Origin of the sequence: Mumia xiangluensis (assembly GCF_010994095.1) — a bacterium.
Classification (GTDB): Bacteria; Actinomycetota; Actinomycetes; order Propionibacteriales; family Nocardioidaceae; genus Mumia; species Mumia xiangluensis.
On the sequence record NZ_WJYO01000001.1, the window covers coordinates 1,149,862 to 1,176,367 of the forward strand.

Below are 26,506 nucleotides of genomic sequence, written 5' to 3' on the forward strand. Positions count from 1 at the left end.
CCGTCAGTCGGGCAGCTGCTCGTCCACGAGCCGCTCGTCCGGCTCCTTGTCGCCGGTGCGATAGACGGCGCGTCCGAGCATGTGGGCAGCGACCGGTGCCGTGAGCAGCTGGAAGGCCGCGACCAGCACGAGGAGGCCGAGGTCGCTCCAGTGCTCCATCCGTAGCGCGATGCCCATCAGGATGAGCAGCAGGCCGAGCACCTGGGGCTTCGTGGCGGCATGCATCCGGCTGAAGAGGTTGTCGAACCGGATGATGCCGATCGCGGCGATCAGGGCGAGGAACGCGCCGACGAGCAGGCAGAATGCCGAGGCGATGTCGCGGATCAGGTCGAGGTTCATTGCGGCTGCTCCGCTCCGCCGGCGAAGCCGCCGCCCCCGCTGTCGGCGCGGTCGGCCTGGTCCGCCTCGTCCGACTCGTCGGGCTCGTCCCCCGTCGCGAAGCGGGCGATGCTGACGGATCCGACCACGCCCACGAGCGACAGGACGACGAGGATCGGGAGAGTGTCGGTGTGCCGGTTGTACGCCGCCTCCACGCCGAGACCACCGACGAGGACGGCCACGAGGACGTCGATCGCGACCGCACGGTTCGGCATCGACGGGCCGATCGCGGCACGGACCACGCAGAGCAGGGCGGCGATCCCGAGCATGCCGCCGGCGGTCCAGGCGACCGCTGTCATCCAGGTCATGACGACGTGCCCTCCCCGTGGTCAGCGCGCCGCGCAGGCGGCAGCGCGGGAGGGGGTTGCTCGATGCGGGCGATGTCCTCGGCATTGCCCAGGGCCCGGACGACGCGCTCCTCCTCGGCCCACACGCGCTGCCGCGCGGCCTCGACGTCGTCCGCGTCGTTCGTCTCGATCACGTGGATCTGGAGGGTCCAGTCCTTGCGGGAGACCTCGATCAGCAGACTGCCGGGCACGAGCGACACGATCTCCGACGTCATCATCAGGGCCAGGTCGCTGCGCGTCCGCATCGGCACGATGATGACGGAGTTCACGGGCTGGTAGCCGAACCGCAGCACGATGCCTGCCACCTGGATGCTGGAGAGGACCAGGTCGCGGAAGAACGCGTAGACGAGCACGGCCAACCGCCACGGGTGCACCCGCCCGGTGAAGTCGATCGGGGGCAGCGGGAACACACGGATGATCGCGATGGAGATCACCACGCCGGCCAGGATGTTGCCGACGGTGAACTCTCCCCACAGCAGGACCCAGACGAGGGTCAGCCAGACCAGGACCGGCCACTCGAGCGCGCGCCGTGCCTGCGCGCTCCGCGACGTCTCGGGGCTCATGGCGACACCTCCCCGGCGGCGGAGTCACCGGGCATGCTTCCGTCCTCCAGGACGGTCTCGATGTACGGAGTGCGGTCTCGCAGCTCGGCAGCGGCCCGCTCCGTGATCCCGAACAGCGGTCCGGCGACCAAGGTCAGCGCCGTGCCGAGGGCGACCAGCGTCAACGTCGGCGCGACCATCGCACGCGGGAGGGAGCGTACGGACGTGACGGTGACCGTGTCGCCCCACGGCTCGCCCGACTTGGTGCCGGTGCTCGGGACCCACTCGCCGACCTCGTCCGGCTCCTCGGTGCGTGGACGCCAGAACGCGCGGTTCCAGGTCTTCGCAACGGCGTACAGGGTCAGGAGACTCGTCACGATCGACGCCGCGACGACCAGGTAGGCCAGCCAGCCTGCGCGGTCGACGCCGGCCTGGACGAGCGCGACCTTGCCGAGGAACCCGGAGAACGGCGGGATCCCGGACAGGTTCATCGCCGGGAGGAAGAACATCAGGGCGAGCACCGGCGCCGCCTTGGCCAGGCCACCGAGATGCTCCAGCGACGTCGAGCCGCCGCGGATCTCGATGAGGCCGGTGACGAGGAACAGCGTCGTCTGGATCGTGATGTGGTGGACGATGTAGAAGATGGCGCCGGCGAGGCCCAGATCGGACGCGATCGCCACCCCGAACACCATGTAGCCGATGTGGCTGACCAGGGTGAACGAGAGCATACGTTTGATGTCCGACTGGGCGATGGCGCCGAGGATGCCGATCAGCATCGTCAGCAGCGCTGCCCACAGCAGCAGGTCCGACAGGGGACTGTCGGGGAAGAGCAGGGTCTGCACGCGCATGATCGCGTACACGCCGACCTTGGTCAGCAGGCCGGCGAACACCGCCGTGACCGGAGCGGGCGCCGTCGGGTAGGAGTCGGGAAGCCAGGCCGACAGCGGGAACACCGCCGCCTTGATCGAGAACGCCGTGAGCAGCATCAGCTGCAGCACGACGCGCACGCCCTCGGGCACCTCCTGCAGCTTGACCGCGAGATCAGCCATGTTGACGGTGCCGGTGGCGGCGTAGACCCCCGCGATGGCGATGAGGAACACCATCGACGACAGCACGGACACGACGACGTACGTCGTGCCGGCCCGCACCCGCGGACCGGTGCCGCCGAGCGTGATGAGCACGTAGCTCGCCGCCAGCAGGACCTCGAAGCCGACGTACAGGTTGAAGAGGTCGCCCGACAGGAAGGCATTGGAGACACCAGCGACCAGGACGAGGTACGTCGGGTAGAAGACCGACAGCGGGGTGTCGCGGCCGAACTCGATGATCCCCTGGCCGACCGAGTAGACGAGGACCGACAGCGTGACGATCGCCGACACGAGCAGCAGCAGGGCAGACAGACGGTCGGCGACGAGCACGATCCCCATGCGGGCGGGCCAGCCACCGACGTACACGACCTGGGGCCCGTCGCGGTCGGCCGCCCACAGGAGCGTGGCTGCGATGCCGACGATCGCGGTGAGGACCACGAAGCTGATCACCCGCTGGGCGCGGGCGTTGTGCCCGACGGCGAGGCAGACGCCTGCGCCGAGGAGCGCCAGCACCACGGGGAGGGGGATCAGGAAGGACATCGCGGAGTCAGCGGTCATCGCTCGGCCTCCGCAGGATCGGCGCCTTCCTCGTCCGGGTCACCGGTGCCTTCCTCGTACGACTGCGACGCCTCGTCGAGGTCGGCGAGACGCATGATGAGACGGTCCTCGACGTCGTCCTGGACCTCGTCGTGGCCCTCGAGCTGCCAGGACCTGTACGCGAGCGCGAGCAGGAACGCCGCCACGCCGAGGGTGATCACGATCGCCGTCAGAACCATGGCCTGAGGGAGAGGGTCGCTCATCGGAGACGGGTCGCTCTCGTCCACGATCGGGGCGCGACCGGGGGCCCCGGAGGCGACGATGAAGATGAGGTTGACGGCGTTGCCGATCAGCAGCGTGCCGACGACGATCCGGGTCAGGCTGCGCTCGAGCAGGAGCGTGACCCCGCAGGCGAACGTCACGCCGATGACGACGATCAGGACGAGGTTGACGGTCATCGCGCCCCTCCTGTCATCGGGGTGGACTCGTCGTCGGTGTACGAGCCGGGCAGGTCGGGCATCTCGTCCTCCGCGTCGGCGTCGATGCCACCGCCCAGGCTGCGCAGGACGTCGAGCATGAGACCGAACACGACGAGGTAGACGCCGATGTCGAAGAACAGCGACGTCACGAGGTGGATGTCGCCGATCGCCCACAGGTGGAGATCGATCGTCGCGCTCTGGAGCACCTGCCCGCCGAAGGCCAGCGGGGCGAGCGCGGCGCTCGTCGCGACAGCGAGCCCGAGCCCGAGGACCCGACCAGCATCGACGGGTGCGGCCTCGTCCAGCTCGTACCGGCCACCGGCGAGATAGCGGACCATCAGGGCGAGACCCGCCATGAGGCCGCCCGCGAACCCGCCTCCAGGGCCGTTGTGGCCGGCGAACACCAGCCACACCGAGAACAGGATGATCGTGTGGAACACGAGTCGCGTGACGATCTCGAAGACGATCGAACGTCGCTCGGCGGACAATGTCCTGCCCGCACGCAGCCAGCGGCCGGTGTCCTGGTGGGACGGCAGCGGGTTGGCGGGGCTCTGAACGCCGCCGCGGCCGGTGATGAGGAAGATCAGCGAGGCGACACCGGTCGCGGCCACAACCAGCACGGACAGCTCGCCCATCGTGTCCCATGCGCGGATGTCGACCAGGGTCACGTTGACGATGTTGTGCCCGCCGCCGTACTCGACGGCGCTCTCGGGGAACTCCACCGACACCGGGTCGCCGATCCGGACGCCGGCCGCGGCGAGCGCGATGCCGGAGGCGAAGATCCCGGACGCGGCTCCGATCCCGACGCGGAGCCAGCGCGCCCGGGTCAGCGGGCGGTCGGAGAAGTACGGGACCATCCGGCGGAGCACGAGCACGAAGATCACGAGGGTGACGGTCTCGACCAGCACCTGTGTCAGCGCGAGGTCGGGAGCTCCGTGCAGCAGGAACAGCATCGCCGTGCAGTAGCCGGAGACGCCCGCGAGCAGCACGGCCTTGAGCCGCCGTCGCGAGCGGACGGTCAGCACCGCAGCGGTCGCCATCAGGACCGCGACGACGGCCTGCGCCGCCGAGTCGAACCATACGACGTCGTCGGTCCAGGTGCGGTTGAGCACCAAGGCGGTGCCGGGCACGAGGAGCACGACGACGAGGATCGACCCGAGGTAGAACGGCAGCGAACCGCGCTGCGTACGGCCGGTGACCTCGACGGCCAGACGGTCCGTGCCGCGCATGACGGCCTCGTACGACCGCTCGGCCGAGGGCATCCACGGTGCGGTGGGCACGTACTGGGCGCGGCGCTGCCAGACGAAGAGGGCGACACCGCCGAGCACCGCGATCGCCGACAGGCCGAGAGCGGGCGACAGGCCGTGCCAGAGGGCGAGCTCGGCGTGGTGGACACCCGGCGGGAAGAGGTGGTCGTACCCGGCCCACAGGTCGGTCAGCGCGCTCCCGAAGAAGCCCAGGACGAGCGACACGGTCGCCAGCACGGCGGTCGGCGCCGCGAAGCCGACCGGCACCGCGACCAGGTCTGCGGGGCGCTCGACGCCGGGCTTGTCACCGAACACGCCCCAGACGAACCGCAGCGTATAGGCCATGGTCAGCAGCGAGCCGACGACGAGCCCGGCGAGAACGAGGCTGCCGGCGACGGGGCCGATCCCTGTGCCGTCACCGTCCGCGACCACGTCGACGAACGCCCCGTAGACCGACTCCTTCGCGACGAAGCCCAGCATCGGTGGGATGCCGGCCATCGATGCCGCAGCGAGCACCGTGAACCCGAACAGCCAGGGCATCGCGGGCCGCAGCTGCGACAGCTTGCGCAGGTCGCGCGTGTGGGCCGAGTGGTCGACGATGCCCACCACCATGAACAGCGCCGCCTTGAACAACGCGTGTGCGACGACCATCGCCAGGCCTGCCAGGGCCGCGGCACGGGTGCCGAGACCGACGACCGCCGTCAGGAAGCCGAGCTGGCTCACCGTGCCGTACGCGAGGAGCAGCTTGACGTCGTGCTGTCCGAGAGCGCGGACGCCGCCGACGATCATCGTGACGACGCCGAGCGTGAGCAGGGCCGGCCGCCACAGCGACACCTCGGCGAACGTCGGCGCCATGACCGCGACGAGGAAGACGCCGGCCTTCACCATCGCGGCGGCGTGCAGGTAGGCGCTCACCGGCGTCGGCGCCGCCATCGCGCCGGGCAGCCAGAAGTGGAACGGCACGAGGGCGGACTTCGACACCGCGCCGACCAGGACGAGCGCGATGGCGGCCGTCGTCGCGGCTCCGGACGGGGCGAGGCCCATGATCGCGTCGATCTGGTACGAGCCGGCGCTCTCGCCCAGCATGATGAAGCCGACCAGCATCGCCAGTCCGCCGAAGGTCGTCACGAGCAGGGCGGTCATCGCGGCGCGCCGGTTGGCGATGCGCTCGGGGTTGTGACCGATGAGGATGTAGGAGAAGACGGTCGTGAGCTCCCAGAAGACGTAGAGGAGCAGCACGTCGCTCGCCAGGACGAGCCCCAGCATCGAGCCAGCGAAGGCGACGAAGGCGCCGGAGAACCGCCACAGCGCGGGGTCGTACGCCCGGAAGTACCAGGTGCAGTAGAGCAGGACCAGGGCGCCGATCCCCGTCACGAGCAGAGCGAGTGTCCAGCTGAGCGTGTCGAGACGCAGGCCGACCTCGAGCCCGATCGTCGGGACCCACTCGTACGTCTCGGTCCGGACCGCAGCATCGGGCCCCGCGACCTCGCCGCCCAGGGTGAGCAGCCAGACGAACACCGAGGCAGGCGCCAGGGCGAGGACCGGGAACGCGTAGCGGTCCAGTCGGCTGACGAGAGCAGGTGCTGCCGCTGCGGCGACCAGGTGGATCAACAGGGCGAGCAGCATCAGATCCACCTGCCTCCTCTGCCGCCGTCACCCGTGGGGCAATTCTAAGGGTCGGCCCCTGAAGGCCGCCGGGGGCCGTTCACAGGAACCTCACAGCCTCTGCCCAGGCGGGTCGGAGAGACCTGGGACAGACTCGTGGGCGATGGCCACCGAAGACACTCCAGCACGGCTGCTCGTCGTCGACGACGACGCGAGCATCCTCGACCTGCTCGCCTCCAGCCTCCGGTTCGCCGGGTTCGACGTGGCGACCGCCACCGACGGCCGGCAGGCCCTCGACACCATCGTCACCGACCCCGCGCTCGACCTCGTCGTGCTCGACGTCATGATGCCTCGCGTCGACGGGTTCGAGGTCGTGAAGCGGCTTCGTGCCGAGCGGCGTGAGGTCCCTGTCATCTTCCTGACGGCGCGCGACACTCCCGCCGACCGGGTCAGCGGACTGACGGCGGGGGGCGACGACTACCTCGCGAAGCCGTTCAGCCTCGACGAGCTGGTCGCACGCGTCCATGCCGTGCTGCGTCGTACGCGTCGGTCGGAGGCGTCGGACTCGCGGCTGCGGCTGGCCGACCTCGAGATGGACACCGACAGCCACGAGGTCCGCAAGGCCGGCCACCTCGTCGAGCTGTCGCCGACGGAGTTCAAGCTCCTGCGCTACCTCCTGCTCAACAGCGGGCGGGTGCTGAGCAAGCAGCAGATCCTCGACCACGTCTGGAACTACGACTTCGGCGGAGACGGCAACGTCGTCGAGACCTACGTGTCGTACCTGCGACGCAAGCTCGACACCGCCGAGCCACGACTGATCCACACGGTGCGCGGCGTGGGATACGTCCTGCGGCGTCCGCGATGAGCGCCACGCGGCAGCCCTCGTCCGTCTCAGGGCTGATCCGTCGGTGGCGCGACCAGCCCCTGCGCGTCCAGCTCGTCGTCGTCCTGGTGGCGATGGTGACGATCGCACTCGTCGTCAGCGCGCTCGCCACCAACGTGCTCCTCGAGCGGACGCTCACCCAGCGGGTCGACCGTCAGCTGACGTCGGAGGCCGACCGGCTGGCGAACGGCCCGGGTCCGCGGCCGCTGGAGGCGGCAGGGCGCGCCGGGCTGCCGTCGCAGTACGTGATCCAGTTCTTCGACGACGCCGGCAACGCGTCGGACCCGATCGCCGACGACCGGCTCGACCCCGCCGACTACCCGGATCTTCCGTCCCCTGACGAGGTCACCCTCGACGAGCCGCTGACCGTGTCGTCGGTCGACGACGGCAGGCAGTGGCGCGTCGTCTTCACCACCACGCGTGACGGGCTGACGGCCGCGGTCGCGGTCGGCCTCGACGACGTCTCCGCGACGTTGACTCAGCTGCGCTGGATCGAGCTCGCCATCGCGGCCGTCGTGCTGCTCGCCCTGGCTCTCGTCAGCTCCGCCGTCGTACGGCGCAGCCTGCGTCCGCTCGTCGAGGTCGAGGCGACCGCGGAGTCGATCGCCGCCGGGGACCTGACGGCTCGCGTCGACACCGGCCTCGACCCGCGCACCGAGGTCGGCGCGCTGTCGGCATCGCTCGACACCATGCTCGGGCACATCGAGGATGCCGTCCGCAACCGCGAGGAGGAGGCGCGCAGGGCCGAGGAGTCGGAGCGGCGGATGCGCCGCTTTGTCGCCGACGCCAGCCACGAGCTCCGTACGCCGCTGACGTCGATCCGGGGCTTCGCCGAGCTGTACGGCCAGGGTGCTGCGGCTGACCAGGCGACCGTGGACCGGTTCATGGGGCGGATCCGCCAGGAGGCCGACCGGATGGGCGTCCTCGTCGAGGACCTCCTCCTGCTCGCCCGGCTCGACCAGGAGCGACCGCTGCTCCAGGACCCGGTCGACCTCCGTGAGCTGGCTCGCGACGCCGCCGTCGACGCACGAGCCGTTCAGCCGGATCGCGTGATCGTCGCACCCGACGCGGGGGCTCCCGTGGTGGTCGAGGGCGACGAGGCCCGCCTGCGCCAGGTCCTCGGCAACATCGTGGGCAACGCGCTCGCGCACACGCCCGTGGACGCCGAGGTCCGGATCGACGTGAGCATCGACGGGGACGACGGTGTGGTCGCGGTGTCGGACGCCGGGCCGGGCCTCGACCCGCAGCAGGCGGACCACGTGTTCGAACGCTTCTACCGTGCCGACGAAGCACGCAGCCGCGAGGACGGAGGGTCCGGGCTCGGGCTCGCGATCGTGTCCGCGCTCGTGGCGGGCCACGGCGGTCGCGTCGACCTCGACACGGCGCCCGGCGAGGGTGCGACGTTCACGGTGCGGATCCCGCTCGCCCGCTGAGGCCCCATCTTCTGCTGGTCGGCCCCATCTTCTGCTGGTCGAGTAGGGCGGAGCGCCAGCGGAGCCCGTATCCCTCCGCTGGTCGAGTAGGGCGGAGCGCCAGCGGAGCCCGTATCGAGACCGGGTCTCGACCGGGGGGGTCTCGATATGTCCTCGCCCAGCGGCTCGGACTACTCGACCGGCGGGGATGGGGCGGCGGCAACTCACAGTCGACTCCCAGGCTTGCCGCAGGGGAACGTGAAGTTCCGGCGCGACCGTGAGGGACATGAGCCAGTCATCCCCCGTGATCGACATCGTCGTCCCGGTCCTGAATGAGGCGCACGTCCTCGAACGTAGCGTGCACCGGCTGCGGACCTACCTCGACACCGCCGTCCCGTATGCGAGCCGGGTGGTGATCGCCGACAACGGCAGTACCGACGGTACGGCGGAGGTTGCCGCCGACCTCGCGGCGACGCTGCACGGGGTGGAGCTGGTCCGCATCCCCGAGCGCGGCCGCGGACGGGCGCTCGCGACGGTCTGGTCGCGCAGCACGGCCACGGTCGTCGCGTACATGGACGTGGACCTCTCCACCGACCTCGACGCCCTGATGCCGCTGGTCGCGCCGCTGCTCTCGGGCCACTCCGACGTGGCGATCGGGACGCGGCTGCGTCGTGACTCCCGCGTCGTACGGGGGACGAAGCGCGAGGCGCTCTCGCGGGGCTACAACACGATCCTCCGGGTCGCGCTCGGCGCCCGGTTCAGCGACGCGCAGTGCGGCTTCAAGGCCGTGCGTGCCGACGTCGCCCAGGCGCTGCTCCCGTACGTCGAGGACACCACCTGGTTCTTCGACACCGAGCTCCTGGTCCTTGCCGAGCGCGCCGGCCTCCGGATCGCCGAGGTCCCCGTCGACTGGGTCGACGACCCCGACAGCCGGGTTGCGATCGCGTCGACCGTACGCGACGACCTGCGGGGCGTCGCGCGGATGGCGCGGGGCCTGACGACGGGGTCGCTCGACCTCGAACCCGTACGCCGAGCCTTCGGCCGCTCACGACCCGTGATGCCGATCGGCATCCGGGTGGTCAGGTTCGGCCTCGTCGGCGCGCTCAGCACGATCGCGTACGCGGTCCTCTTCCTGCTGGCCCGCGAGGTCGCCTCCGCGCAGGTCGCGAACCTCGTCGCCCTCGTGATCACCGCGATCGGCAACACCGCGCTCAACCGGCGCTTCACCTTCGAGGTCGTCGGTGCCGGCGGACTCGCCCGGCACCACCTCCAGGGACTGGTCGCCTTCGGCTGCGGCTGGGTGCTCACCGCGTCGGCGCTGCTGCTCACGGCAGGCCATGGCCACACGCCGCTCACGGAGGTCGGCGTCCTCACGATCGCGAACGTCGCGGCGACTGCGCTGCGGTTCCTGATGCTCGACCGCTGGGTGTTCGCCGACCGCCAGCGCGGGGCCGTCGTCCCCGCCCCACTCCGCACCGACACGCTCACCGCCCCGGCGGACGAGAGGAGCATCGCATGACCACGCTCGCACGAGAGACAGCTTCCGCGCCTGTCGGTGCGCCCGCCGATGCCGCGGCGACGAGCCGCTGGTGGACCGTCGACCGCACGCTCCTCGTCGCGCTGCTCGCGGCGACGGCCGTGGCGTACTGCTGGAACCTGTCGATCAACGGCTACGCCAACGAGTACTACGCGGCGGCCGTGCAGGCGGGTTCGGAGAGCTGGAAGGCCTGGTTCTTCGGCGCCCTCGACGCGTCGAACGGCATCACCGTCGACAAGACGCCGGCCTCGCTGTGGGTGATGGGCGTGTCCGCGCGTCTCTTCGGGTTCAGCTCCTTCAGCATGCTGCTGCCGCAGGCACTCCTCGGCGTCGCGAGCGTCGGTGTCCTGTACGCGGCGGTGAAGCGCTGGGCCGGCCCGTGGTCGGCGCTGATCGCCGGAGCGGTGCTCGCGACCACCCCGGTCGCGGCGCTGATGTTCCGGTTCAACAACCCGGACGCGCTGCTCGTCTTCCTCATGGTCTCCGCTGCGTGGGCGGTGACCCGGGCGGTCGACGCCAAGAAGGCGCTCCGCTGGATGGTCCTGGCCGGGCTCCTGATCGGGTTCGCGTTCCTGGCGAAGATGCTCCAGGCGTTCCTGGTCGTCCCCGGGATGGCGCTCGCGTACGGCGTCGCCGGCGCGGCGCAGCTGCGTACCCGTCTTCTTCACCTCCTCGCCGCCGGCGGTGCCGTGATCGTCGGAGCCGGGTGGTGGGTGCTCGTCGCCGAGCTGTGGCCAGCGGGGTCGCGGCCGTACATCGGTGGCTCGACCGGGAACAGCATCCTCGAGCTCACGCTCGGCTACAACGGCCTCGGCAGGCTCAACGGCGAAGAGACCGGGTCCGTCGGCGGTGGAGGGGGTCAGGGCGGTCAGTGGGGGACGCCCGGCATCGGGCGCCTCTTCAGCTCGCAGATGCAGACTCAGGCGAGCTGGCTCCTCCCGGCAGCGCTGGTGGCGCTCAGTGTCCTGGCGGCCTTCTCCTGGCGCGCGGCGCGGACCGACCGGATGCGCGCGTTCGTGATCGTCTGGGGCGGATGGCTGATCGTCACGGGGCTGACGTTCAGCCTCATGCAGGGGATCATCCACGAGTACTACACGGTGGCGCTCGCACCGGCGATCGCCGCGCTGGTCGGGGTCGGGACCGTCCTGCTCTGGCGGCGCCGTACGGAGCTGGTGCCGCGGGCGGTTCTCGCGGGGACGGTCTTCCTGACGGGGGTCTGGCAGTGGCGGCTCCTGGCTGCGACCCCGGCGTTCCTGCCGTGGCTTCGCTGGGTCGTCGTCGTGGCAGCGGTCGCCGCCGGTGTCCTGCTCCTGCTCGGGCCCGAGCTCACCCTCGTCGGTGCCAGGGCTCGACGCCTCGCGGTCGCGGTCGCGGTCCTCGTCGGGATCGTCGCGCTCGCCGGTCCGACCGCGTCGGCGATCGAGACCGTCGGCACAGCGCACACGGGGTCGATCGTGACCGCAGGCCCGTCCTCGGGCGGGGGGCCGGGCAGGGGCGGTGGGTTCGGAGGCGCGGCGCCAGGCGGAACCGGGACCGGTGGCACCAGCTTCCTCGGGGGCAACGGGATCGCCGGTGTCAGCGACGACGTCGTGCGGCTCCTCCAGAGCGGCGACTACCGGTGGGCCGCTGCGGCGCAGACCGCCAACGGTGCAGCGCCGTTGCAGCTCGCCTCCGGGGAGCCGGTCCTCGCCATCGGCGGCTTCAACGGCACCGACGACTACCCGACCCTCGACCAGTTCAAGGAGTGGGTCGCGGCCGGCGAGATCCACTTCTACGTCGCCGGCACCGGCCGGGGCGGCGGAAGCAACAGCGAGATCGAGAGCTGGGTGACCGCGAGCTTCACGGCGCAGACCGTGGACGGCACCACGCTGTACGACCTCACGTCCGCGCAGTGACGCGCTGACCTCACCACAACCACGAAGGACAGAGAGATGAATGAGACGAACCCCCAGCAGCCGTCGTACGAACCGCAGCCGCAGCCCCAGCCCCAGCCCCAGCAGCCGCAGCCCCAGCCGACCGCGGGCTGGCGTGGGACCGACCGCAAGACCCGGATCGGCGCCGCCATCGCCGGGATCGCGCTGTGCGGCTTCGGGTTCCTCGGAGGGATGGCCGTCGGCACCGCCTCGGCCGACGACGGGCAGGGCGGCCCGGGCTGGGGCGGCGGTCGTCCGGGGATGGGCGGTGGTCCTCCGGGAATGAGCCAGGACGGTACGGGCCCGCAGGGCGGGGGCGGGATGCCCGGCGGATCCGGCACGGACTCCGGAATCTAGCCCGCAGTCACGCGCGTCAACCCGTGCGCGGTGAGCCTGGTCCCACGGCACGGGCGGTGCGTGGGATTCAGCTCACCGCGGGTCGGTTGGACGGGCGGTGCGTGGGACTCAGCTCACCGCCGGTCGGTTGGGCGGGCGGTGCCGTGTGGCCGACCTCAGGCCTGGCGCGTGCGGGCGCGCCGGGGCCGACGGGTCGACCTCGCGCTGCGTGCGGCGGCGGCCGTGGCGTCGCGCGCGAACCGCCCGACCTCCCTCGTCGCCTCTCGCGACTCCGGGACGATGCCGATCGCGAGCTGGAAGACGTGCACCTGCTTCTCCCAGACCTGCAGCTCGACGTCGACGTCGGAGCGGGCGAGGCGGATCGCCATCAGCTCGGCGTCGGGAAGGACGAGCTCGTCGGACCCGACCTGGATGAGCGTGCGGGGAAGGCCGCGCAGGTCGGCGTCGACGAGCGACGACGCCGGTTGCAGGAGCTCGGAGAGCAGCTCGTTCTCGACCATGTCGACGAGCCGCAGGAACCCCCGCCACGCCGAACGGGGGAAGAGCGCGCAGGACGGACGGTCGGGGTGGTCGAGCTTGCGCTCGGGGTCGAGGTCGGTCAGTGGGGACATCGCCACGAGGCCGGCGGGGGCAGCGAGGCCCTCCTGCAGGATCGCGAGCGTGACGGCGAACGCGAGGTAGCCGCCCGCTGAGTCGCCGGCGACGACGATCCGCTCGGGCGGGTATCCCTGCTCGAGCAGCCAGCGGTAGCCGTTCAGGCCGTCCTCGATCGCATGGCTGACGGGATGCTTCGGCATCATCCGGTAGCCGACGTTGAGGACGGTGCAGCCTCCGGTCGCCGACAGGCGCGCTGCGAGGCCGCGGTGGGTGTTGAGGCCGCCGATGAGGAACGCCCCACCGTGGAGGTAGAGGATCGCGTGCGTGTCGGCGTGCTCGGCGGACTCCGCGCGGATGACCTCGGCGTCGCACTGCGGCAGCCGGATCTCGTCGATGGTCGTACGGCGGGGGGCGGGAAGGAAGGCGGCGGCACCCTCGAGAAGACCGGTCGGCCAGGGCGCTCCCGGGGCGTGCGCCCACACCGACAGCGCGGGCTTCACGGTCATCCTGAGCGCGCTGGACAGGATCAGGGATCGCGCGCTGCGGCGCGACTTGGCGACGACGCGGAGGTTGTCCCTCTCCAGGGGGATGATCTCGGCGGTGCGCAGGCCCTCTGTCGGGGTCATGGTGACCGTTCCTTCCTGAGGTGAACGCCAGGCAACCCGAGTGTGTGCCGTGCGTCACATCTCTGTAAACGGATGTTATCCGGTCGTCGGTCCGGATTCCGGCCAGCCCGCAGGTTTGGTGCCATTCTGGGCAGATGGTGACCTCGCACGACGGGGCGGCGACGCCCCCGGAGAATCCGCCGGAGCGCGCGCGGGACGCGGCCGACGGCGCTCCGCGGCGTACGGCTCCCAGCCACGTCTCCGATGCCTCGACGCGCGCGAAGGACGTGGCCCGCAAGGCCGTGTTCGTCCTGGCGATCGCCGTGGTGCTCGTTGCGGTCGGCTACGCGCTCGCTGCGTTCGTGCCGCGCTGGTGGGCGCAGTGGATCGGGACCCGAGTCGACGGGAAGCTCACCGCGGGCACCGTATGGGGGCTGTTCCTCGGCGTCGTCTTCACGTTCGTGCCGCTTCTCATCGTGTGGCAGGCGATCGCCCGACGATGGATCAAGGGGGTCTGGATCGCCGTGCTCGTCGGGGTCGGGATCCTGCTCGCCCTCCCGAACCTGATGACGCTGTCGATCGTCATCGGGACCAGCGACGGCGCGCACGCCGGTGAGCGCATCCTCGACGTGGACGGGCCGGGGTTCCGCGCGGCGACCTTGTGGGGCGTGATCATCGCCGTGGCGCTCATCCTCGGGCTCGCCTGGCTGACCAGCTCCAACCGGCACCGCGGCCAGCGGGTCCGCGACCTGTCGGCCGAGGTCTCTCGGCGCAACGAGGCCGAGCGTGCCCGCGAGAGGCCCGAGGACGTGGGTGGATCACCCGCCTGACGGGTACGGCTCAGCCGCGGGTGCGCGCCACGATCTCCGAGGCGACCACGTCCGGGAACTCCTCCGGGAACCAGTGCGACGCCCCCGCGACGGGCACGAACCGGTACTCGGCGTCGACGTGCTCGCCGCACCGCCGGGCGCCTGCCGCGCCGAGCGCCCAGTCCGCGTCACCCCACAGGTAGGTCGTGGGCACGACCACCGTCGGGGTCTGGTCGAGATCGCGGTCCATCGCGCGGTACCAGTTCAGCGCTGCCGTCAGCGCTCCCGGCTCCTGCATCGCGGCGACGAACGACGCAGCGATCTCCGGCGGGACCGCGCCGTCGTACATCGCCGTGATCCGTCGTGCGCCGTCAGCGAGCAGGACCTCCTCGGCCTTGCCGGGCTGGCGCATGAGCTGGATGTACGAGGCACGCTTCTGCTGGTCCTCGTCGTGGCGCAGCGCCCACCCGTACGCCGCGAGGTGCGGCACCGAGAGCGCGACCAGCGAGCGGACGCGGTCGGGGTGGTGCGCCGTCAGCGCCCACGACACCGCCGCACCCCAGTCGTGACCGACCACGTGTGTGGCGTCGTACCCAAGCGCGTCCATCAGCCCCGTGACGTCGCCGACGAGGTGCTCCATGCCGTACGCGTCCGTGTCCAGCGGGCGGGCTCCGGGCGAGTAGCCGCGCTGGTTCGGAGCGATGACGCGCAGGCCTGCCTCGGCGAGCCTGGGGGCGACCCCCAGCCACGAGTCGTACGTCTGGGGGAACCCGTGCAGCAGGACCACGGGAGTGCCCTCCTCGGGTCCGGCGAACGCGACGTCGAAGGTCAGCGCGCCGACGTCGACGCTGCGCCGCTCCGTCCAGACGTCGGCCGTTCTTCCGGTCGAGCCCGTCGAGATCTCGCTCATGCGTCCAGCACCACCGATGCCTCGGAGGTGAGCGGGAGGAACGCGAACGACTCCTGCAGGTAGAGCGTCACGGACTCGTCGTCGTGATGGAGGTAGCCGATCGACGTGTCCTGCCCGAGGTGCAGGTCGTAGTCACCGCCACGAGTCGACAGGAGGACGGCGCCCGAGATCGCCGGCGCCCACACGATGTTGCCGTCCACCAGGCGCGACAGCTGTTGGTGGATCGGGTAGCCGTGGTCGGTCGTCTCGTTGACCAGCGTGAACGCGTCGGCGCTGAGCAGCAGGGCGTACGGGCCTTCGACGCCGACCAGGCGCAGCTGGCTCAGCGCCTGCGCGACCACGTCGGGATAGTCGACCGCGTTCACCGGCAGCGGCATCCGCGGGTTGCTCGACGACTCCGCGATGCCGCGGATGCCGACGTCGGTGAGGCCGTGGAAGATCGCCCCGTCCTCGGCGAACGCGAGCGCACGCGCGGCGTCCTTGACCGGCTGCCAGTCGGAGTCGTTCGAGCCGCGCTCCACGTCGTCGATGTCCTCGCGGCTCAGGTCGAACGTGACGCGCAGCTCAGCGACCGGAGCGACCTCGCGGCGGCGTACGGCGACGCCGAAGCTGTCGGTCGTCGCAGCGCCGCGGTGGCCGGTCGACAAGCCGGCGAACTCCACGCCCTGCGGGTCGTGGACGTCGACCACACGTCGGGCGGCGAGGTTGCGGCGGAACGTCCGGCTCGCCTCCTCCTCGATCTGCGCCCAGGCCGGCGCGGAGATCGGTGCGAGCGAGCGGTACAGGTTGTTCATCGTTCGTACTCTCCTCGAAGGCTCCCGACGCGCAGCGAGCTGTCGGGGGTTGGTGGGGTGGCCTCGGCCGGCGGGGTCGGGGTGGCCTCGGCCAGCGGGGGTAGGTCGTCGAGCATGGCGAGCGTGGCGGACGAGGGGACGAAGAACAGGCAGCCGGACGTCGCTGTCGAGAAGTCGAGGATGCGGTCGTAGTTGCCCGCGGGCTTGCCCACGAACATGTTGCGGAGCATCTCCTCGGTGATCGCCGGGTCCTTGGCGTAGCCGATGAAGTAGGTGCCGACCTCGCCGGCGGCGTAGCTCCCGAAGGCCATGTTGAACCGCACGATGTCGAGATCGTTGCCCTCGTCGTCGGTCAGCGTGTTGAGCACCACGTGCGAGTTCGACGGCATCACCTCGTCGGCGAGCTCGACGTCGTCGGCCTTGGTGCGCCCGATGATCCGCTCCTGCTCCTCGGTCGACAGCCTTCCCCAGGCGGCGAGGTCGTGGGTGTAGCGCTGCGTGACGACGTAGCTTCCGCCCGCGAAGTCGCCGTCGCCGTCGACGTACGCGGCGTCCGTCAGGCCGTCGCCGACCGGGTTCTCGGTGCCGTCGACGAATCCGAGCAGGTCGCGGGCGTCGAAGTAGCGGAACCCTGGCGTGTCGTCGACGACGCTGACCGCGTCGCCGAGCGCGTCGAGGATCAGCCGCTCGAGCTCGAAGCACAGGTCGTGACGCGAGGCGCGGATGTGGAAGAGGAGGTCGCCTGGCGTGCTCGGAGCGTCATGGGCGAAGCCGTCGATCGCCACGAACGGGTGCAGGTGCTCCGGCCGTGCCGGTGCGTCGAACCGGTCCCACGCCTCCGAGCCGATGCCGACGACGCAGGTGAGGCCGCCGTGGAGGCTGCGGAAGCCGACCGCGCGGACCAGGTCGCCGACCTCGCCGACGACGTCCCGAGCGGTCTGCGCAGCCTCGTGTCCGGGCGCGATGGTGACGACGAGGAAGACGGCGTACTCGGTCAGTGGTGAGGTCACGGCCTGCGGCTCTGGGAAGCGGGAAACGCTGGTCACGACACCCCTCTCGTCGGCTGCTGTGGCCACCCTACGACGTGCGCTGTGATCCGACCTCCGACGTAGACTCGAACTACGGCCAGGAGGTGGCGATGAGCGGCAAGGCGCTGGTGACCCTCGACGATGCCGAGACGCGCGACCTGCTGGGCACAGCACGCGTCGGGCACATCGCGTACGAGTCCAGCCGCGGTGTCGACATCACGCCGGTGAACTTCCGGCTGAGCGGCGACATGATCTACATCCGTACGGTCGAGGCGGGCACCCTCGCCGAGCTCGCGCCGGGTCCGGAGCAGGTCGCGTTCCTCGTGACCTATCTCGACCGGCTGGCGCAGACCGGCTGGAGCGTCAAGGTCCGCGGCACGATCAGGGCGGTCGGCGACGCCGACCTTCCGGACGTGGACCCCGAGCCGTGGGTCGGATTCCCGGGCACGGTGCTCCTCGGCCTCGCGATCGAGGAGCTGACCGGACGCCGGGTGGCCTGACCGCCGGGTCACGCAGGCCGGAGCGTCTCCTCGTCAGGGGTCGCCGGGCTGAGGACGCACTCGACGACGAGAGGGTGCTCCTCGATCCGGCGCTCGAGCGCCCGCAGCGCGTACGCGACCGCCGCCTCGTGGGTGTCGCCGACGAGGTCGACGTGCGCGACGACGTACACCTGGCGGGGACCGACGAACTCGACGTGCAGGTAGGTGACGCGCTCGATCTCCTCGACGCGCGAGAGCAGGTCCAGCGTCCGGTCGCGCTGCGAGGGCGACACGTGCTCGCCGACGATGAACCGCCGGTTGCGGTCGATCAGCACCACGGCGACCACGGCGAGCAGGATGCCGACGGCGATGGACCCGATGGCGTCGGGGACCGGTGATCCCGTCAGCTGGTGCGCGAGGATCCCGGTGAACGCCAGGACGAGTCCGATGAGAGCCGCGGCATCCTCTGCGAAGACTGCGCGCAGGGTCGGATCGGAGGTGTTCAGCGCGGCGTCGAAGACGTCGATGCTCTCGCGACGGGCGGCGCCGCGGGTCTGCCGGAACGCCTGCGCGAACGAGACGCTCTCCAGGACGAATGCGATGCCGAGGACCGCGTAGGCGATGCCGAAGTCGCCGGCCGGCTCCGGGTCGAGGAGCTCGGTGACGCCGTGCCAGATCGACACGGCGGCACCTGCGGTGAAGAGGCCGATCGCGGCGAACATCGACCACACGTACGCCTCGCGGCCGTAGCCGAGGGGGTGCTCGTCGTCGGGTCGGCCGCGCGAACGCCGGTCGGCGACGATGAGGAAGATCTCGTTGCCGGTGTCGGCCCACGAGTGCGCCGCCTCGGCGACCATCGACGCTGAACCGGTGAGAGCGGCGGCCACGCTCTTGGCGATCGCGATGAGCGCGTTCATGGTGAAGGCGACGACGACGGTGAGGGTGCTCTCGTCGTGCGAGTCGGGGCGCGGTGACTGGTCGTCGCTCACACCCCGGTTCTACCGTCGGTGCGGCCCACCCGCAGGTCGTACGGCGCTAGCGAGAGGTGAGCGCGACGGTGACTGTGCCGACGGCGACGGCCACCGGGGCGAGGACGAGCCCCTGTCCGAGCGTACGGCGCCACGTCGGCCGTGCGCCGTCGTCTCCGTGCCGCTGGACCTGGCGCCACCACAGCAGCGTGGCCAGGGACCCCCACGGCGTCAGCAGCGGTCCGGCGCCGACGGCGACGAGCAGCACCGCCGTACGCGCGGCGTCGTCCACGGCGACCGGTGCGAGCGCGAGGTAGGCGGGCAGGTTGTTGATGGCGTTGGCGGAGCCGGCTCCGACGGCGGCGAGACGTGCGAGGTCGGCGAGGCCCGTGCCGCTCCCGGCGATGCTCGCGGCGACCTCGTCAAGACCGTGGGCGTGGGCGCCGCCGACGACGACGAACAGTCCGGCCACCGCGACGACCATCCGCCACGGCACCAGGTCGGACGCGGGGACCACGAGGCTGCGGCGGCGCACGAGGATGGCCGTGCCGAGCACGAGCGTGCCCGCGACGGCCACCCAGGCGTACGAGGCTCCCGCGACGAAGCCCGTCACGACTCCGACGGTGGTCACCGCCGCGGTGCGCAGCAGCACGAGATCCTCGGGGCGGGTGCTCGCCGTGACCGTGAACCGTCCGGTGATCCCACGGCGGTGGAGGAGCGCGAGAACGACGATCGTGGCGGCGAGGACCGCAAGTGCGGGCAACGCCATCGTCGCGACGTAGCTGGTGCCGGCGCGCTCGAACGCTGGTGCCGCCAGCAGGTTCGTCAGGTTGGAGACGGGGAGCAGGAGCGATGCCGTGTTGGCGAGCGCCACCACGGTCAGGGCGAGCGGGAGCGGGTCCGAGCCCGTCCGACGTGCCATCGCCAGGACGACGGGGGTGAGGAGGACGGCGGTCGTGTCGAGCGAGAGGGTGATCGTGCAGAGCGTCGCGAGCGCCGCGACCCACGCCGACAGGACGAGGCGACGCCCCGCGGACGCGCGGACCGCGATCCCTGCGGCGGCGTCGAAGAGCCCGCAGACCGCGCACAGCTCGGCGTACGCGGTGATGGCGACGACGAAGACGAGGACGGGCCCGGTGTGGCGGAGGAGCTCGACCGCATCGGCGTACGGGAGCCAGCCGGTCACCAGCACCAGGGTGCCGGCCAGTGCCGCGACAGCGGGAAGGGCGGCCGCGGGGGCGGCGACACGACGGACGACCCTCACCGAGGAAGGGTACGCGGCACCCGGAGAACATGAGGGGTGCCTCATGTCTTGTCCGGCGTGGTGTGACACGCTGGACCGGTGCCAGCACCGAGCGTCTCGTACTCCATCACCATCCGCCTCGAGGTCCCGTCCGGCGGATCCGCCGTCAGCGACCTGACCACCGTCGTCGAGAAGGCGGGCGGCATCGTCACCGCCCTCGACGTCACCGGGTCGCACACCGAGCTCCTCGGGATCGACCTCACCGTCGCGACGTCGGACACCGACCACGCCGACCGGATCGTGGCCGCGCTCCGGGCGATCGGGGACGCCGACGTCAAGAAGGTCTCCGACCGCACGTTCCTCATGCACCTCGGCGGCGTCATCGAGGTCGCGACCAAGCACCCGCTGCGCACCCGCGACGACCTCTCGATGATCTACACGCCCGGCGTCGCGCGCATCAGCGAGGCGATCGCCCGCGACAAGGAGGATGCGCGCCGCCTGACGGTGAAGCGCAACGCCGTCGCGGTCGTCACCGACGGGTCGGCCGTCCTGGGACTGGGTGACATCGGCCCGTATGCCGCGCTGCCGGTGATGGAGGGGAAGGCGGCGCTGTTCAAGACGTTCGCCGACATCGACGCCTGGCCGCTGTGCCTCGACACCCACGACGTCGACTCGATCGTCGAGACTGTGGCCGCGATCGCACCGGGCTTCGCCGGCATCAACCTCGAGGACATCGCCGCCCCGAAGTGCTTCGAGATCGAGGACCGCCTGCGTGCCCGCCTCGACATCCCCGTGTTCCACGACGACCAGCACGGTACGGCGATCGTCGCGCTCGCCTCCCTGCGGAACGCCTTGCGTGTGGTCGGCAAGGACATCGCGGACGTCCGCATCGTCATGTCGGGCGCCGGCGCGGCCGGGACTGCGATCCTCAAGCTCGTCCTCGAGGCCGGCGCCTCGGACGTGGTGGTGTGCGACATCGACGGCGTCGTCCACGCGGATCGCCCGGGACTCGTCGGGCAGCTCGGGTGGATCGCCGAGCACACCAACCCGCGCGGCGTGACCGGCACGCTGCGCGACGTGATCGGCGGTGCGGACGTCTTCATCGGTGTCTCCGCCCCGAACGTGCTGACGGTCGACGACGTCGAGGCGATGAACGACGGCGCGATCGTGTTCGCGCTCGCCAACCCGACGCCGGAGATCGACCCCGCGCTCGCTCGCGCGCACGCCGCCGTCGTCGCGACGGGGCGATCGGACTACCCGAACCAGATCAACAACGTGCTCGCGTTCCCCGGTGTGTTCCGCGGCCTGCTCGACGCGCAGAGCCACGGCATCGGGACCGACGTGCTGCTCGCGGCGTCGGAGGCGATCTCGGCGACCGTCTCCGACGACGAGCTCAACGCGAACTACATCATCCCGAGCGTGTTCCACCCGGAGGTGCACGACCGCGTCGCCGAGGCCGTACGCGCGGTGGCGTCGGCCAAGCGCTGACCGCGTCGCCGGCCGTGCGCGCTCAGCGCAGGCCGAGCCCCAGCGGGTGCGGCAGGTCGGGCCACGTGTCGCCGTCGGCGATCGTGGCGTCGAGGCGCGCTGCCACGTCGTCGGCCCAGGGGACCGTACGGCGCTGCTCGAGGCTCACGTGCCCCTCGACGAACTCGAGGGTGTTCGCGAGCGACCCGGTCGTGGTGTCGAACAGCAGTTGGATGCCGTGCACGATCTTGGCCGACCGCGCGAGCATGCGGACGTACACCGCGACGTCGTGACCGACGAGGACCTCGTCGAGGTAGCGGATGCGGTGCTCGATGCTGAAGACGCTCAGCCTCCGCTCCTCGCGGTAGGCGTCGTCGATGCCGAACGCCTCGAACGCGGGGTCGCTCGCTCGCGCGTGCAGGTCGAAGTAGTGGCGAATGTTGACGTGGCCGTTCTCGTCCTCGAACTCCGGCGGGACGGTGAGCGTGAGGATCGGATCGATCCCGGCCATGTCCTCGGCCCGCAGCACGCCGCTCACGCGCGTCGGGGGAACTGCGTGAAGTCGGGCTTGCGCTTCTCCTTGTAGGCCTCGCGGCCCTCCTTGGCCTCGTCGTTGCCGTAGAAGAGCAGGTTGGTGTCGTGGGCGAGCTGCTGCAGTCCTGCGTACCCGTCCTCGGAGGCGTGGAAGCTCGCCTTCATGAGACGCAGCGCGTACGGCGACAGTGCGAGCATCTCGCGGCACCACTTCACCGTCTCGGCCTCGAGGTCGGCGAGCGGGACGACGGTGTTGACCATGCCCATCTCGAGCGCCTGCTGAGCGTCGTACTGGCGGCAGAGGAACCAGATCTCCTTGGCCTTCTTCATGCCGACCAGCTGCGACAGCGAGCTCGCGCCGAAGCCGCCGTCGAACGAGCCGACCTTCGGGCCGACCTGGCCGAAGCGTGCGTTGTCGGCGGCGATGGTGAGGTCCGCGACGACGTGGAGGACGTGGCCGCCGCCGATCGCCCAGCCGGCCACCATCGCGACGATCGGCTTCGGGCAACGCCGCATCTGCACGTGCAGGTCGGTGACGTGGAAGCGGCCGGTGGCGCCGGCGTCCGTCTTGTAGCCGGAGTCGCCGCGAACCCGCTGGTCGCCGCCCGAGCAGAACGCCTTGTCGCCCGCGCCGGTGAGGATGATGACGCCGACCGACTCGTCCTCGCGCGCCACGGTGAGAGCGTCGGAGATCTCGATGATCGTCTGGGGCCGGAAGGCGTTGTGCACCTCGGGCCGGTTGATCGTGATCTTCGCGATGCCGTCGTCGGTCGTCTCGTACCGGATGTCGGTGTAGTCGCCGGCCGCGTGCCAGACGGTAGGGGTCGAGTCAGTCATGGGGCCATTCTCCAACGTGCCTCTCGCGTCGGTGCGTCAGCGTCCACCGCCTCCGCGCGGGTGGACGCTGAGGCGCCGACGCGGGGCGCGATGAGGCAAGCCGCTTGACATTAGTTTGAGACTCGTACTAAACAGGGTGGCGTGGCTCACAGCACTCGCGTCGTCGGCATCGACTCGTCGACCCAGTCCACCAAGGCCGTGCTCGTCGACGCGGCCGACGGCACGGTCCTCGCGCAGCGCTCGGCTCCCCATCCGGACGGCACGTCGGTCGATCCGCGCCACTGGCTGAAGGCCTGCGACGACGCCCTCGGCGACTGGCTCGGCGAAGCTGCCGCGGTCGCGGTCGCCGGCCAGCAGCACGGCATGGTCGCGCTCGACGCAGACGGCGAGCCGGTCCACGACGCGCTGCTGTGGAACGACACGCGCTCCGCCGACGCGGCCGTCGACCTCGTCGCCGAGATGGGCGGCCCGCAGGAGTGTGCCGCCGCCGTCGGCAGCGTGCTGGTCGCGTCGTTCACCGCCAGCAAGCTGCGGTGGTTGCGTGATCACCGGCCCGAGGCAGCAGACCGTACGACGCAGGTGCTGCTCCCGCACGACTACGTCTCGTGGCACCTCGCCGCGCGTCGTACCGGACCCTTCACCGACCGCGGCGACGCGTCGGGCACCGGCTACTTCGACGCGCGGACCAGCGCTTGGCGCGAGGACCTCGCCGCGGCCGCGCTCGGCCACGAGGTCGCCCTGCCGCGCGTGGTCGCCGACGGCGCGGCGGCGTACGAGGGCTCCGTCGTCGTGGCGGGCGGCACGGGCGACAACATGGGAGCCGCGCTCGGCCTCGGGCTCGCCGCGGGCGACGTCGTCGTGTCGATCGGTACGTCGGGGGTGGCGTCGGCGATCGCCGAGACGCCGGTCGCCGACGGGACCGGCTCCGTCACCGGGTTCGCCGACGCGACCGGACGCTACCTCCCGATGGCGACGACGATGAACGCCGCCGGCATCCTCGACCTCCAGGCCCGGCTGCTCGGCGTCGACCACGCCGAGCTCGGGCGCCTGGCGCTGGCCGCACCGCCGGGGGCCAACGGCGTGACGCTCTCCCCGTACTACGGCGGCGAGCGCACCCCCGACCGTCCGCACGCGGTCGGCGTCTGGGACGGGCTGCGGCCGAGCACCACCCGCGAGGACCTCGCCCGGGCCGCCGTGGAGGCGCTGCTGTGCTCGCTCGCCGACGCGGTGGACCTCCTGCGGAGTCGCGTCGGCGGGGCCCTGCTCGCGGGTCGCAGCGGCGGTGACGGTGACGGACGACTCCTGCTCATCGGCGGTGCCGCCCGCAACCCGGCCGTACGAGCGCTCGCTCCCGCGATCCTCGGCATGCCGGTGCACGTCCCGCCGTCAGCCGAGTACGTCGCGCTCGGCGCAGCCCGGCAGGCCGCCTGGGCGCTCAGCGGCGCCGTCGACCCGCCCACCTGGGAGGCCAAGGGCGCCGAGGTGCTCGAGGCCGACCCGACTCCCGCCGTACGCGAGGCGTACGCAGACCTGCGCGACCGCACCGGCGCGTGGACCCGACCCGAGAGGACATCATGACCATTCCCAAGCCCATCCGTCAGCCCACCCCGGCCGACAAGTTCTCCTTCGGCCTGTGGACGGTCGCCTATCCGGGCCGCGATCCGTTCGGTGAACCCACGCGAGGCGAGATGGACCCCGTCCACGCGCTCGAGCGGCTGGCCGACCTCGGCGCGTACGGCGTGAACTTCCACGACGACGACCTGATCCCGTTCGGGTCCGACGACGACACCCGGGCCCGCATCATCGAGCGCTGGAAGAAGGGCCTCGCGGACACCGGCCTCGTCGTCACCACCGCCACGACGAATCTCTTCACCCACCCGGTCTTCAAGGACGGCGGCTTCACGTCGAACGACCGCGACGTCCGTCGGTTCGCGATCCGCAAGGTCATGCGCAACATCGACCTCGCGGCCGAGCTCGGCGCGAAGGTGTACGTCTGCTGGGGCGGCCGGGAGGGCGCCGAGTCCGGCGCGGCCAAGGACGTCGCCGCAGCGCTCGATCGCTATCGCGAGGCCTTCAACGTGCTGGGCGAGTTCGTCCACGACCGCGGCTACGACCTGCGCTTCGCGATCGAGCCGAAGCCCAACGAGCCCCGCGGCGACATCCTCCTGCCGACGATCGGCCACGCGCTGGCGTTCATCGAGACGCTCGACCGCTCGGAGAACGTCGGCGTCAACCCCGAGGTCGGGCACGAGGAGATGGCGGGCATGAACGCCGCGCACGGCTACGCCCAGGCGCTCTGGCACGACAAGCTCTTCCACATCGACCTCAACGGTCAGCACGGGCCCCGCTACGACCAGGACCTGCGCTTCGGCGCCGGCAACGCCCGCGGTGCGTTCTGGGTCGTGGACGCGCTCGAGGCAGGCGGGTACGACGGGCCCGTGCACTTCGACTTCAAGACCCCGCGCACCGAGGACGAGGACGGCGTGTGGGTCGCGGCCGCCGCGTGCATGACGAACTACCTCGTCCTTCGTGACAAGGTGCGGGCGTTCCGCGCAGACCCCGACGTGCAGGAGGCGCTCGCCGCCGCGCGTCTGCCCGAGCTCTCCGTCCCGACGCTGGACGAGGGCGAGGGCTGGCGCGAGCTGGAGCAGGCCGAGCTCGCCGACCCGGAGCAGCTCGCCGCCCGCGGCGCCGCGTTCGAGCACCTGGACCAGCTCGCGCTCGAGCACCTCTACGGGGTGCGCGGGTGACACCGGTCGCGACCGAGGACCTCCGGCGCCAGAACACCGCGTCGGTGCTGCGCTCGCTCCGGCACGACGGCCCGGCGACCCGCACGGAGCTGGCGCGCCGTACGGGCCTCGCGAAGGCGACCGTCGGCACGATCGTCGGCGCCCTCGTCGACGGCGGGCACGTCAGCGAGTCCGACGCAGTTCCGGCATCGCGGGGGCGCCCGGGCCGACCGCTGGTCCTGACCGGCGGGATGCTCGTCGGTCTCGGGCTCGAGGTGAACGTCGACTACGTCTCGGCAGTCGCGATCGACCTCGGCGGCGCCGTACGCCTCGAGCGCACGGTGGCGGTCGACGGCGGCGACCCGTACGACGTGGCGGTCGGTCTCGCGCAGCTGGCCGCGGCTGAGCTGACCGGCGAGGGGATCCGGCTGACCGGCGCGACGGTGGCCGTCCCCGGTCTCGTCGACCGGCGCAACGGCGTGGTCGCCATGGCCCCGAACCTCGGGTGGCGCGGGCGACCGGTCGCCGACGACATGGGGGAGGCCACCGGGCTCCCGGTGGCCGTCGAGAACGACGCGAACTGCGCCGCGCTCGCCGAGGCCCGCCGGGGCGCGACCGTCGGACTGGGTCAGTCCGTCTACCTCACCGGCACCGTCGGCATCGGTGCCGGCGTGATCAGCGACGGCGCGATCGTCCGCGGTACGTCCGGCTTCGCGGGCGAGGTCGGGCACATCCCGCTCGGCGACCCGGCCGCCTCGTGCGGGTGCGGGCGTCAGGGGTGCTGGGAGGCGTCGGTCGGCCTGCGTGCCGTGCTGGCGGCGGTCGGGGTGAGCGAGGACGGGACACCGCTCGAGGCCGCGGAGGCAGTGTCGCGTCGAGCCGCAGCCGATCCCGGGGCGGCTGAGACCCTCGAAGGCGTCGGGGTGTTGCTCGGCAAGGGGGTCGCGACGATGGCGAACATCCTGAACCCCGACGCGGTGGTGCTCGGGGGCTTCTTCGTGCCCTTGGCGCCGTATCTGCTGCCTGCGGTCGTCCGCGAGGTCGAGGCCCACGTGACGGCGGCCCCGTACGCGACCCTGGACGTGCGCCTGAGCACGCTTGGTCTGCGCGCCGCCGCCGCGGGCGCGGCCGAGGAGGCCCTGACGCAGGTGTTCACCGGAGCGACCGCCGTGTGATGACGAGGC

The 26,506-nt window shown here is 71.4% G+C and carries 25 protein-coding genes; 11 read left to right on the top strand and 14 right to left on the bottom strand.

Annotated elements, in window-relative coordinates:
- Positions 1-3 precede the first annotated feature (3 nt).
- Genes mnhG through GH747_RS05340 form a run of 6 tightly spaced genes read right to left on the bottom strand, consistent with a single transcriptional unit; the run spans position 4 to position 6,241 of the window.
- Positions 4-339 (bottom strand): monovalent cation/H(+) antiporter subunit G, encoded by a 336-nt coding sequence (mnhG, locus tag GH747_RS05315; RefSeq protein ID WP_149768460.1) that lies wholly within the window; start codon positions 337-339, stop codon positions 4-6.
- Positions 336-686, bottom strand: a complete 351-nt coding sequence (locus tag GH747_RS05320; protein ID WP_205602768.1) for a monovalent cation/H+ antiporter complex subunit F — start codon at positions 684-686, stop codon at positions 336-338. Before GH747_RS05320 ends, mnhG begins: the two co-directional genes overlap by 4 nt.
- Complete coding sequence (locus GH747_RS05325) at positions 683-1,288, bottom strand: Na+/H+ antiporter subunit E (RefSeq protein ID WP_149768461.1); 606 nt, start codon at positions 1,286-1,288, stop codon at positions 683-685. Before GH747_RS05325 ends, GH747_RS05320 begins: the two co-directional genes overlap by 4 nt.
- Positions 1,285-2,910, bottom strand: coding sequence for a Na+/H+ antiporter subunit D (locus GH747_RS05330; RefSeq protein WP_228552781.1), 1,626 nt, complete (start codon positions 2,908-2,910; stop codon positions 1,285-1,287). Before GH747_RS05330 ends, GH747_RS05325 begins: the two co-directional genes overlap by 4 nt.
- Positions 2,907-3,347 carry a Na(+)/H(+) antiporter subunit C gene (locus GH747_RS05335; RefSeq protein ID WP_149768462.1) on the bottom strand — a complete coding sequence of 147 codons (441 nt, stop codon included), beginning with the start codon at positions 3,345-3,347 and terminating at the stop codon, positions 2,907-2,909. The genes GH747_RS05330 and GH747_RS05335 overlap by 4 nt, the downstream gene beginning before the upstream one ends.
- The gene (locus GH747_RS05340) at positions 3,344-6,241 is read right to left on the bottom strand and encodes a Na+/H+ antiporter subunit A (protein ID WP_149768713.1); all 2,898 of its coding nucleotides are present in this window, start codon (positions 6,239-6,241) and stop codon (positions 3,344-3,346) included. Before GH747_RS05340 ends, GH747_RS05335 begins: the two co-directional genes overlap by 4 nt.
- Before the next feature lie 142 nt (positions 6,242-6,383).
- Between GH747_RS05340 and GH747_RS05345 the strand changes: the two genes are divergently transcribed.
- The 5 genes from GH747_RS05345 (at position 6,384) to GH747_RS05365 (ending at position 12,322) form a co-directional block, all read left to right on the top strand.
- On the top strand, positions 6,384-7,085 hold the full coding sequence (locus tag GH747_RS05345) for a response regulator transcription factor (RefSeq protein ID WP_149768463.1): 702 nt from the start codon (positions 6,384-6,386) through the stop codon (positions 7,083-7,085).
- A complete protein-coding gene (locus GH747_RS05350) occupies positions 7,082-8,536 on the top strand; it encodes a HAMP domain-containing sensor histidine kinase (protein ID WP_149768464.1) in 1,455 nt (484 codons plus the stop codon). Before GH747_RS05345 ends, GH747_RS05350 begins: the two co-directional genes overlap by 4 nt.
- 265 nt (positions 8,537-8,801) lie before the next feature.
- Positions 8,802-10,034, top strand: coding sequence for a bifunctional glycosyltransferase family 2/GtrA family protein (locus GH747_RS05355; protein ID WP_149768465.1), 1,233 nt, complete (start codon positions 8,802-8,804; stop codon positions 10,032-10,034).
- Positions 10,031-11,947 (top strand): ArnT family glycosyltransferase, encoded by a 1,917-nt coding sequence (locus GH747_RS05360; RefSeq protein ID WP_149768466.1) that lies wholly within the window; start codon positions 10,031-10,033, stop codon positions 11,945-11,947. The genes GH747_RS05355 and GH747_RS05360 overlap by 4 nt, the downstream gene beginning before the upstream one ends.
- A gap of 36 nt (positions 11,948-11,983) precedes the next feature.
- Positions 11,984-12,322, top strand: a complete 339-nt coding sequence (locus GH747_RS05365; protein WP_149768467.1) for a hypothetical protein — start codon at positions 11,984-11,986, stop codon at positions 12,320-12,322.
- A gap of 155 nt (positions 12,323-12,477) precedes the next feature.
- Here GH747_RS05365 and GH747_RS05370 read toward each other — a convergent pair whose 3' ends face one another.
- Complete coding sequence (locus tag GH747_RS05370) at positions 12,478-13,545, bottom strand: alpha/beta hydrolase (protein ID WP_149768468.1); 1,068 nt, start codon at positions 13,543-13,545, stop codon at positions 12,478-12,480.
- A gap of 134 nt (positions 13,546-13,679) precedes the next feature.
- Between GH747_RS05370 and GH747_RS05375 the strand changes: the two genes are divergently transcribed.
- Complete coding sequence (locus GH747_RS05375; protein ID WP_205602769.1) at positions 13,680-14,354, top strand: hypothetical protein; 675 nt, start codon at positions 13,680-13,682, stop codon at positions 14,352-14,354.
- Between the two features lie 10 nt (positions 14,355-14,364).
- Here GH747_RS05375 and GH747_RS05380 read toward each other — a convergent pair whose 3' ends face one another.
- The 3 genes from GH747_RS05380 to GH747_RS05390 are packed head-to-tail and all read right to left on the bottom strand — an operon-like array spanning position 14,365 to position 17,083.
- A complete protein-coding gene (locus GH747_RS05380; protein ID WP_149768469.1) occupies positions 14,365-15,243 on the bottom strand; it encodes an alpha/beta fold hydrolase in 879 nt (292 codons plus the stop codon).
- On the bottom strand, positions 15,240-16,037 hold the full coding sequence (locus GH747_RS05385; RefSeq protein ID WP_149768470.1) for a family 1 encapsulin nanocompartment shell protein: 798 nt from the start codon (positions 16,035-16,037) through the stop codon (positions 15,240-15,242). Before GH747_RS05385 ends, GH747_RS05380 begins: the two co-directional genes overlap by 4 nt.
- Positions 16,034-17,083 carry a Dyp-type peroxidase gene (locus GH747_RS05390; RefSeq protein WP_149768471.1) on the bottom strand — a complete coding sequence of 350 codons (1,050 nt, stop codon included), beginning with the start codon at positions 17,081-17,083 and terminating at the stop codon, positions 16,034-16,036. Before GH747_RS05390 ends, GH747_RS05385 begins: the two co-directional genes overlap by 4 nt.
- A gap of 92 nt (positions 17,084-17,175) precedes the next feature.
- On the opposite strand from GH747_RS05390, the gene GH747_RS05395 reads away from it, so the two are divergent.
- On the top strand, positions 17,176-17,565 hold the full coding sequence (locus GH747_RS05395) for a pyridoxamine 5'-phosphate oxidase family protein (protein WP_149768472.1): 390 nt from the start codon (positions 17,176-17,178) through the stop codon (positions 17,563-17,565).
- Between the two features lie 8 nt (positions 17,566-17,573).
- Here the strand turns inward: GH747_RS05395 and GH747_RS05400 are convergent, their stop codons facing one another.
- Together GH747_RS05400 and GH747_RS05405 are read right to left on the bottom strand one after the other, a co-directional pair.
- A complete protein-coding gene (locus GH747_RS05400; protein ID WP_228552782.1) occupies positions 17,574-18,533 on the bottom strand; it encodes a cation diffusion facilitator family transporter in 960 nt (319 codons plus the stop codon).
- A gap of 46 nt (positions 18,534-18,579) precedes the next feature.
- Entirely contained in the window at positions 18,580-19,776 is a 1,197-nt protein-coding gene (locus GH747_RS05405) for an SLC13 family permease (protein WP_205602770.1), read from the bottom strand.
- Positions 19,777-19,854: 78 nt separating this feature from the next.
- Here GH747_RS05405 and GH747_RS05410 point away from each other — a divergent pair, with 78 nt between their 5' ends.
- Entirely contained in the window at positions 19,855-21,243 is a 1,389-nt protein-coding gene (locus GH747_RS05410) for an NAD-dependent malic enzyme (protein WP_149768474.1), read from the top strand.
- 22 nt (positions 21,244-21,265) lie between these two features.
- Here the strand turns inward: GH747_RS05410 and GH747_RS05415 are convergent, their stop codons facing one another.
- Positions 21,266-21,760, bottom strand: a complete 495-nt coding sequence (locus GH747_RS05415) for a thioesterase family protein (RefSeq protein ID WP_149768475.1) — start codon at positions 21,758-21,760, stop codon at positions 21,266-21,268.
- On the bottom strand, positions 21,757-22,593 hold the full coding sequence (menB, locus tag GH747_RS05420; RefSeq protein WP_149768476.1) for a 1,4-dihydroxy-2-naphthoyl-CoA synthase: 837 nt from the start codon (positions 22,591-22,593) through the stop codon (positions 21,757-21,759). The genes GH747_RS05415 and menB overlap by 4 nt, the downstream gene beginning before the upstream one ends.
- Before the next feature lie 141 nt (positions 22,594-22,734).
- On the opposite strand from menB, the gene xylB reads away from it, so the two are divergent.
- From xylB to GH747_RS05435, 3 genes are read left to right on the top strand one after another with little or no spacing between them, the layout of a single operon-like run.
- Positions 22,735-24,171 carry a xylulokinase gene (xylB, locus tag GH747_RS05425; protein ID WP_149768477.1) on the top strand — a complete coding sequence of 479 codons (1,437 nt, stop codon included), beginning with the start codon at positions 22,735-22,737 and terminating at the stop codon, positions 24,169-24,171.
- On the top strand, positions 24,168-25,343 hold the full coding sequence (gene xylA, locus GH747_RS05430) for a xylose isomerase (protein WP_149768478.1): 1,176 nt from the start codon (positions 24,168-24,170) through the stop codon (positions 25,341-25,343). The genes xylB and xylA overlap by 4 nt, the downstream gene beginning before the upstream one ends.
- Complete coding sequence (locus tag GH747_RS05435) at positions 25,340-26,497, top strand: ROK family transcriptional regulator (protein WP_149768479.1); 1,158 nt, start codon at positions 25,340-25,342, stop codon at positions 26,495-26,497. The genes xylA and GH747_RS05435 overlap by 4 nt, the downstream gene beginning before the upstream one ends.
- Positions 26,498-26,506: the final 9 nt, after the last annotated feature.

Excerpts from the sequence above, each read along its gene's own strand:
- GH747_RS05370 (WP_149768468.1), bottom strand. The coding sequence starts at position 13,545 with ATGACCCCGACAGAGGGCCTGCGCACCGCCGAGATCATCCCCCTGGAG.
- GH747_RS05360 (WP_149768466.1), top strand. The coding sequence starts at position 10,031 with ATGACCACGCTCGCACGAGAGACAGCTTCCGCGCCTGTCGGTGCGCCC.
- GH747_RS05345 (WP_149768463.1), top strand. The coding sequence starts at position 6,384 with ATGGCCACCGAAGACACTCCAGCACGGCTGCTCGTCGTCGACGACGAC.
- GH747_RS05325 (WP_149768461.1), bottom strand. The coding sequence starts at position 1,288 with ATGAGCCCCGAGACGTCGCGGAGCGCGCAGGCACGGCGCGCGCTCGAG.
- mnhG (WP_149768460.1), bottom strand. The coding sequence starts at position 339 with ATGAACCTCGACCTGATCCGCGACATCGCCTCGGCATTCTGCCTGCTC.
- GH747_RS05340 (WP_149768713.1), bottom strand. The coding sequence starts at position 6,241 with ATGCTGCTCGCCCTGTTGATCCACCTGGTCGCCGCAGCGGCAGCACCT.
- GH747_RS05330 (WP_228552781.1), bottom strand. The coding sequence starts at position 2,910 with ATGACCGCTGACTCCGCGATGTCCTTCCTGATCCCCCTCCCCGTGGTG.
- GH747_RS05385 (WP_149768470.1), bottom strand. The coding sequence starts at position 16,037 with ATGAACAACCTGTACCGCTCGCTCGCACCGATCTCCGCGCCGGCCTGG.
- GH747_RS05355 (WP_149768465.1), top strand. The coding sequence starts at position 8,802 with ATGAGCCAGTCATCCCCCGTGATCGACATCGTCGTCCCGGTCCTGAAT.
- GH747_RS05350 (WP_149768464.1), top strand. The coding sequence starts at position 7,082 with ATGAGCGCCACGCGGCAGCCCTCGTCCGTCTCAGGGCTGATCCGTCGG.
- GH747_RS05375 (WP_205602769.1), top strand. The coding sequence starts at position 13,680 with ATGGTGACCTCGCACGACGGGGCGGCGACGCCCCCGGAGAATCCGCCG.
- GH747_RS05365 (WP_149768467.1), top strand. The coding sequence starts at position 11,984 with ATGAATGAGACGAACCCCCAGCAGCCGTCGTACGAACCGCAGCCGCAG.
- GH747_RS05335 (WP_149768462.1), bottom strand. The coding sequence starts at position 3,347 with ATGACCGTCAACCTCGTCCTGATCGTCGTCATCGGCGTGACGTTCGCC.
- GH747_RS05395 (WP_149768472.1), top strand. The coding sequence starts at position 17,176 with ATGAGCGGCAAGGCGCTGGTGACCCTCGACGATGCCGAGACGCGCGAC.
- GH747_RS05380 (WP_149768469.1), bottom strand. The coding sequence starts at position 15,243 with ATGAGCGAGATCTCGACGGGCTCGACCGGAAGAACGGCCGACGTCTGG.
- GH747_RS05320 (WP_205602768.1), bottom strand. The coding sequence starts at position 686 with ATGACCTGGATGACAGCGGTCGCCTGGACCGCCGGCGGCATGCTCGGG.
- menB (WP_149768476.1), bottom strand. The coding sequence starts at position 22,593 with ATGACTGACTCGACCCCTACCGTCTGGCACGCGGCCGGCGACTACACC.
- xylA (WP_149768478.1), top strand. The coding sequence starts at position 24,168 with ATGACCATTCCCAAGCCCATCCGTCAGCCCACCCCGGCCGACAAGTTC.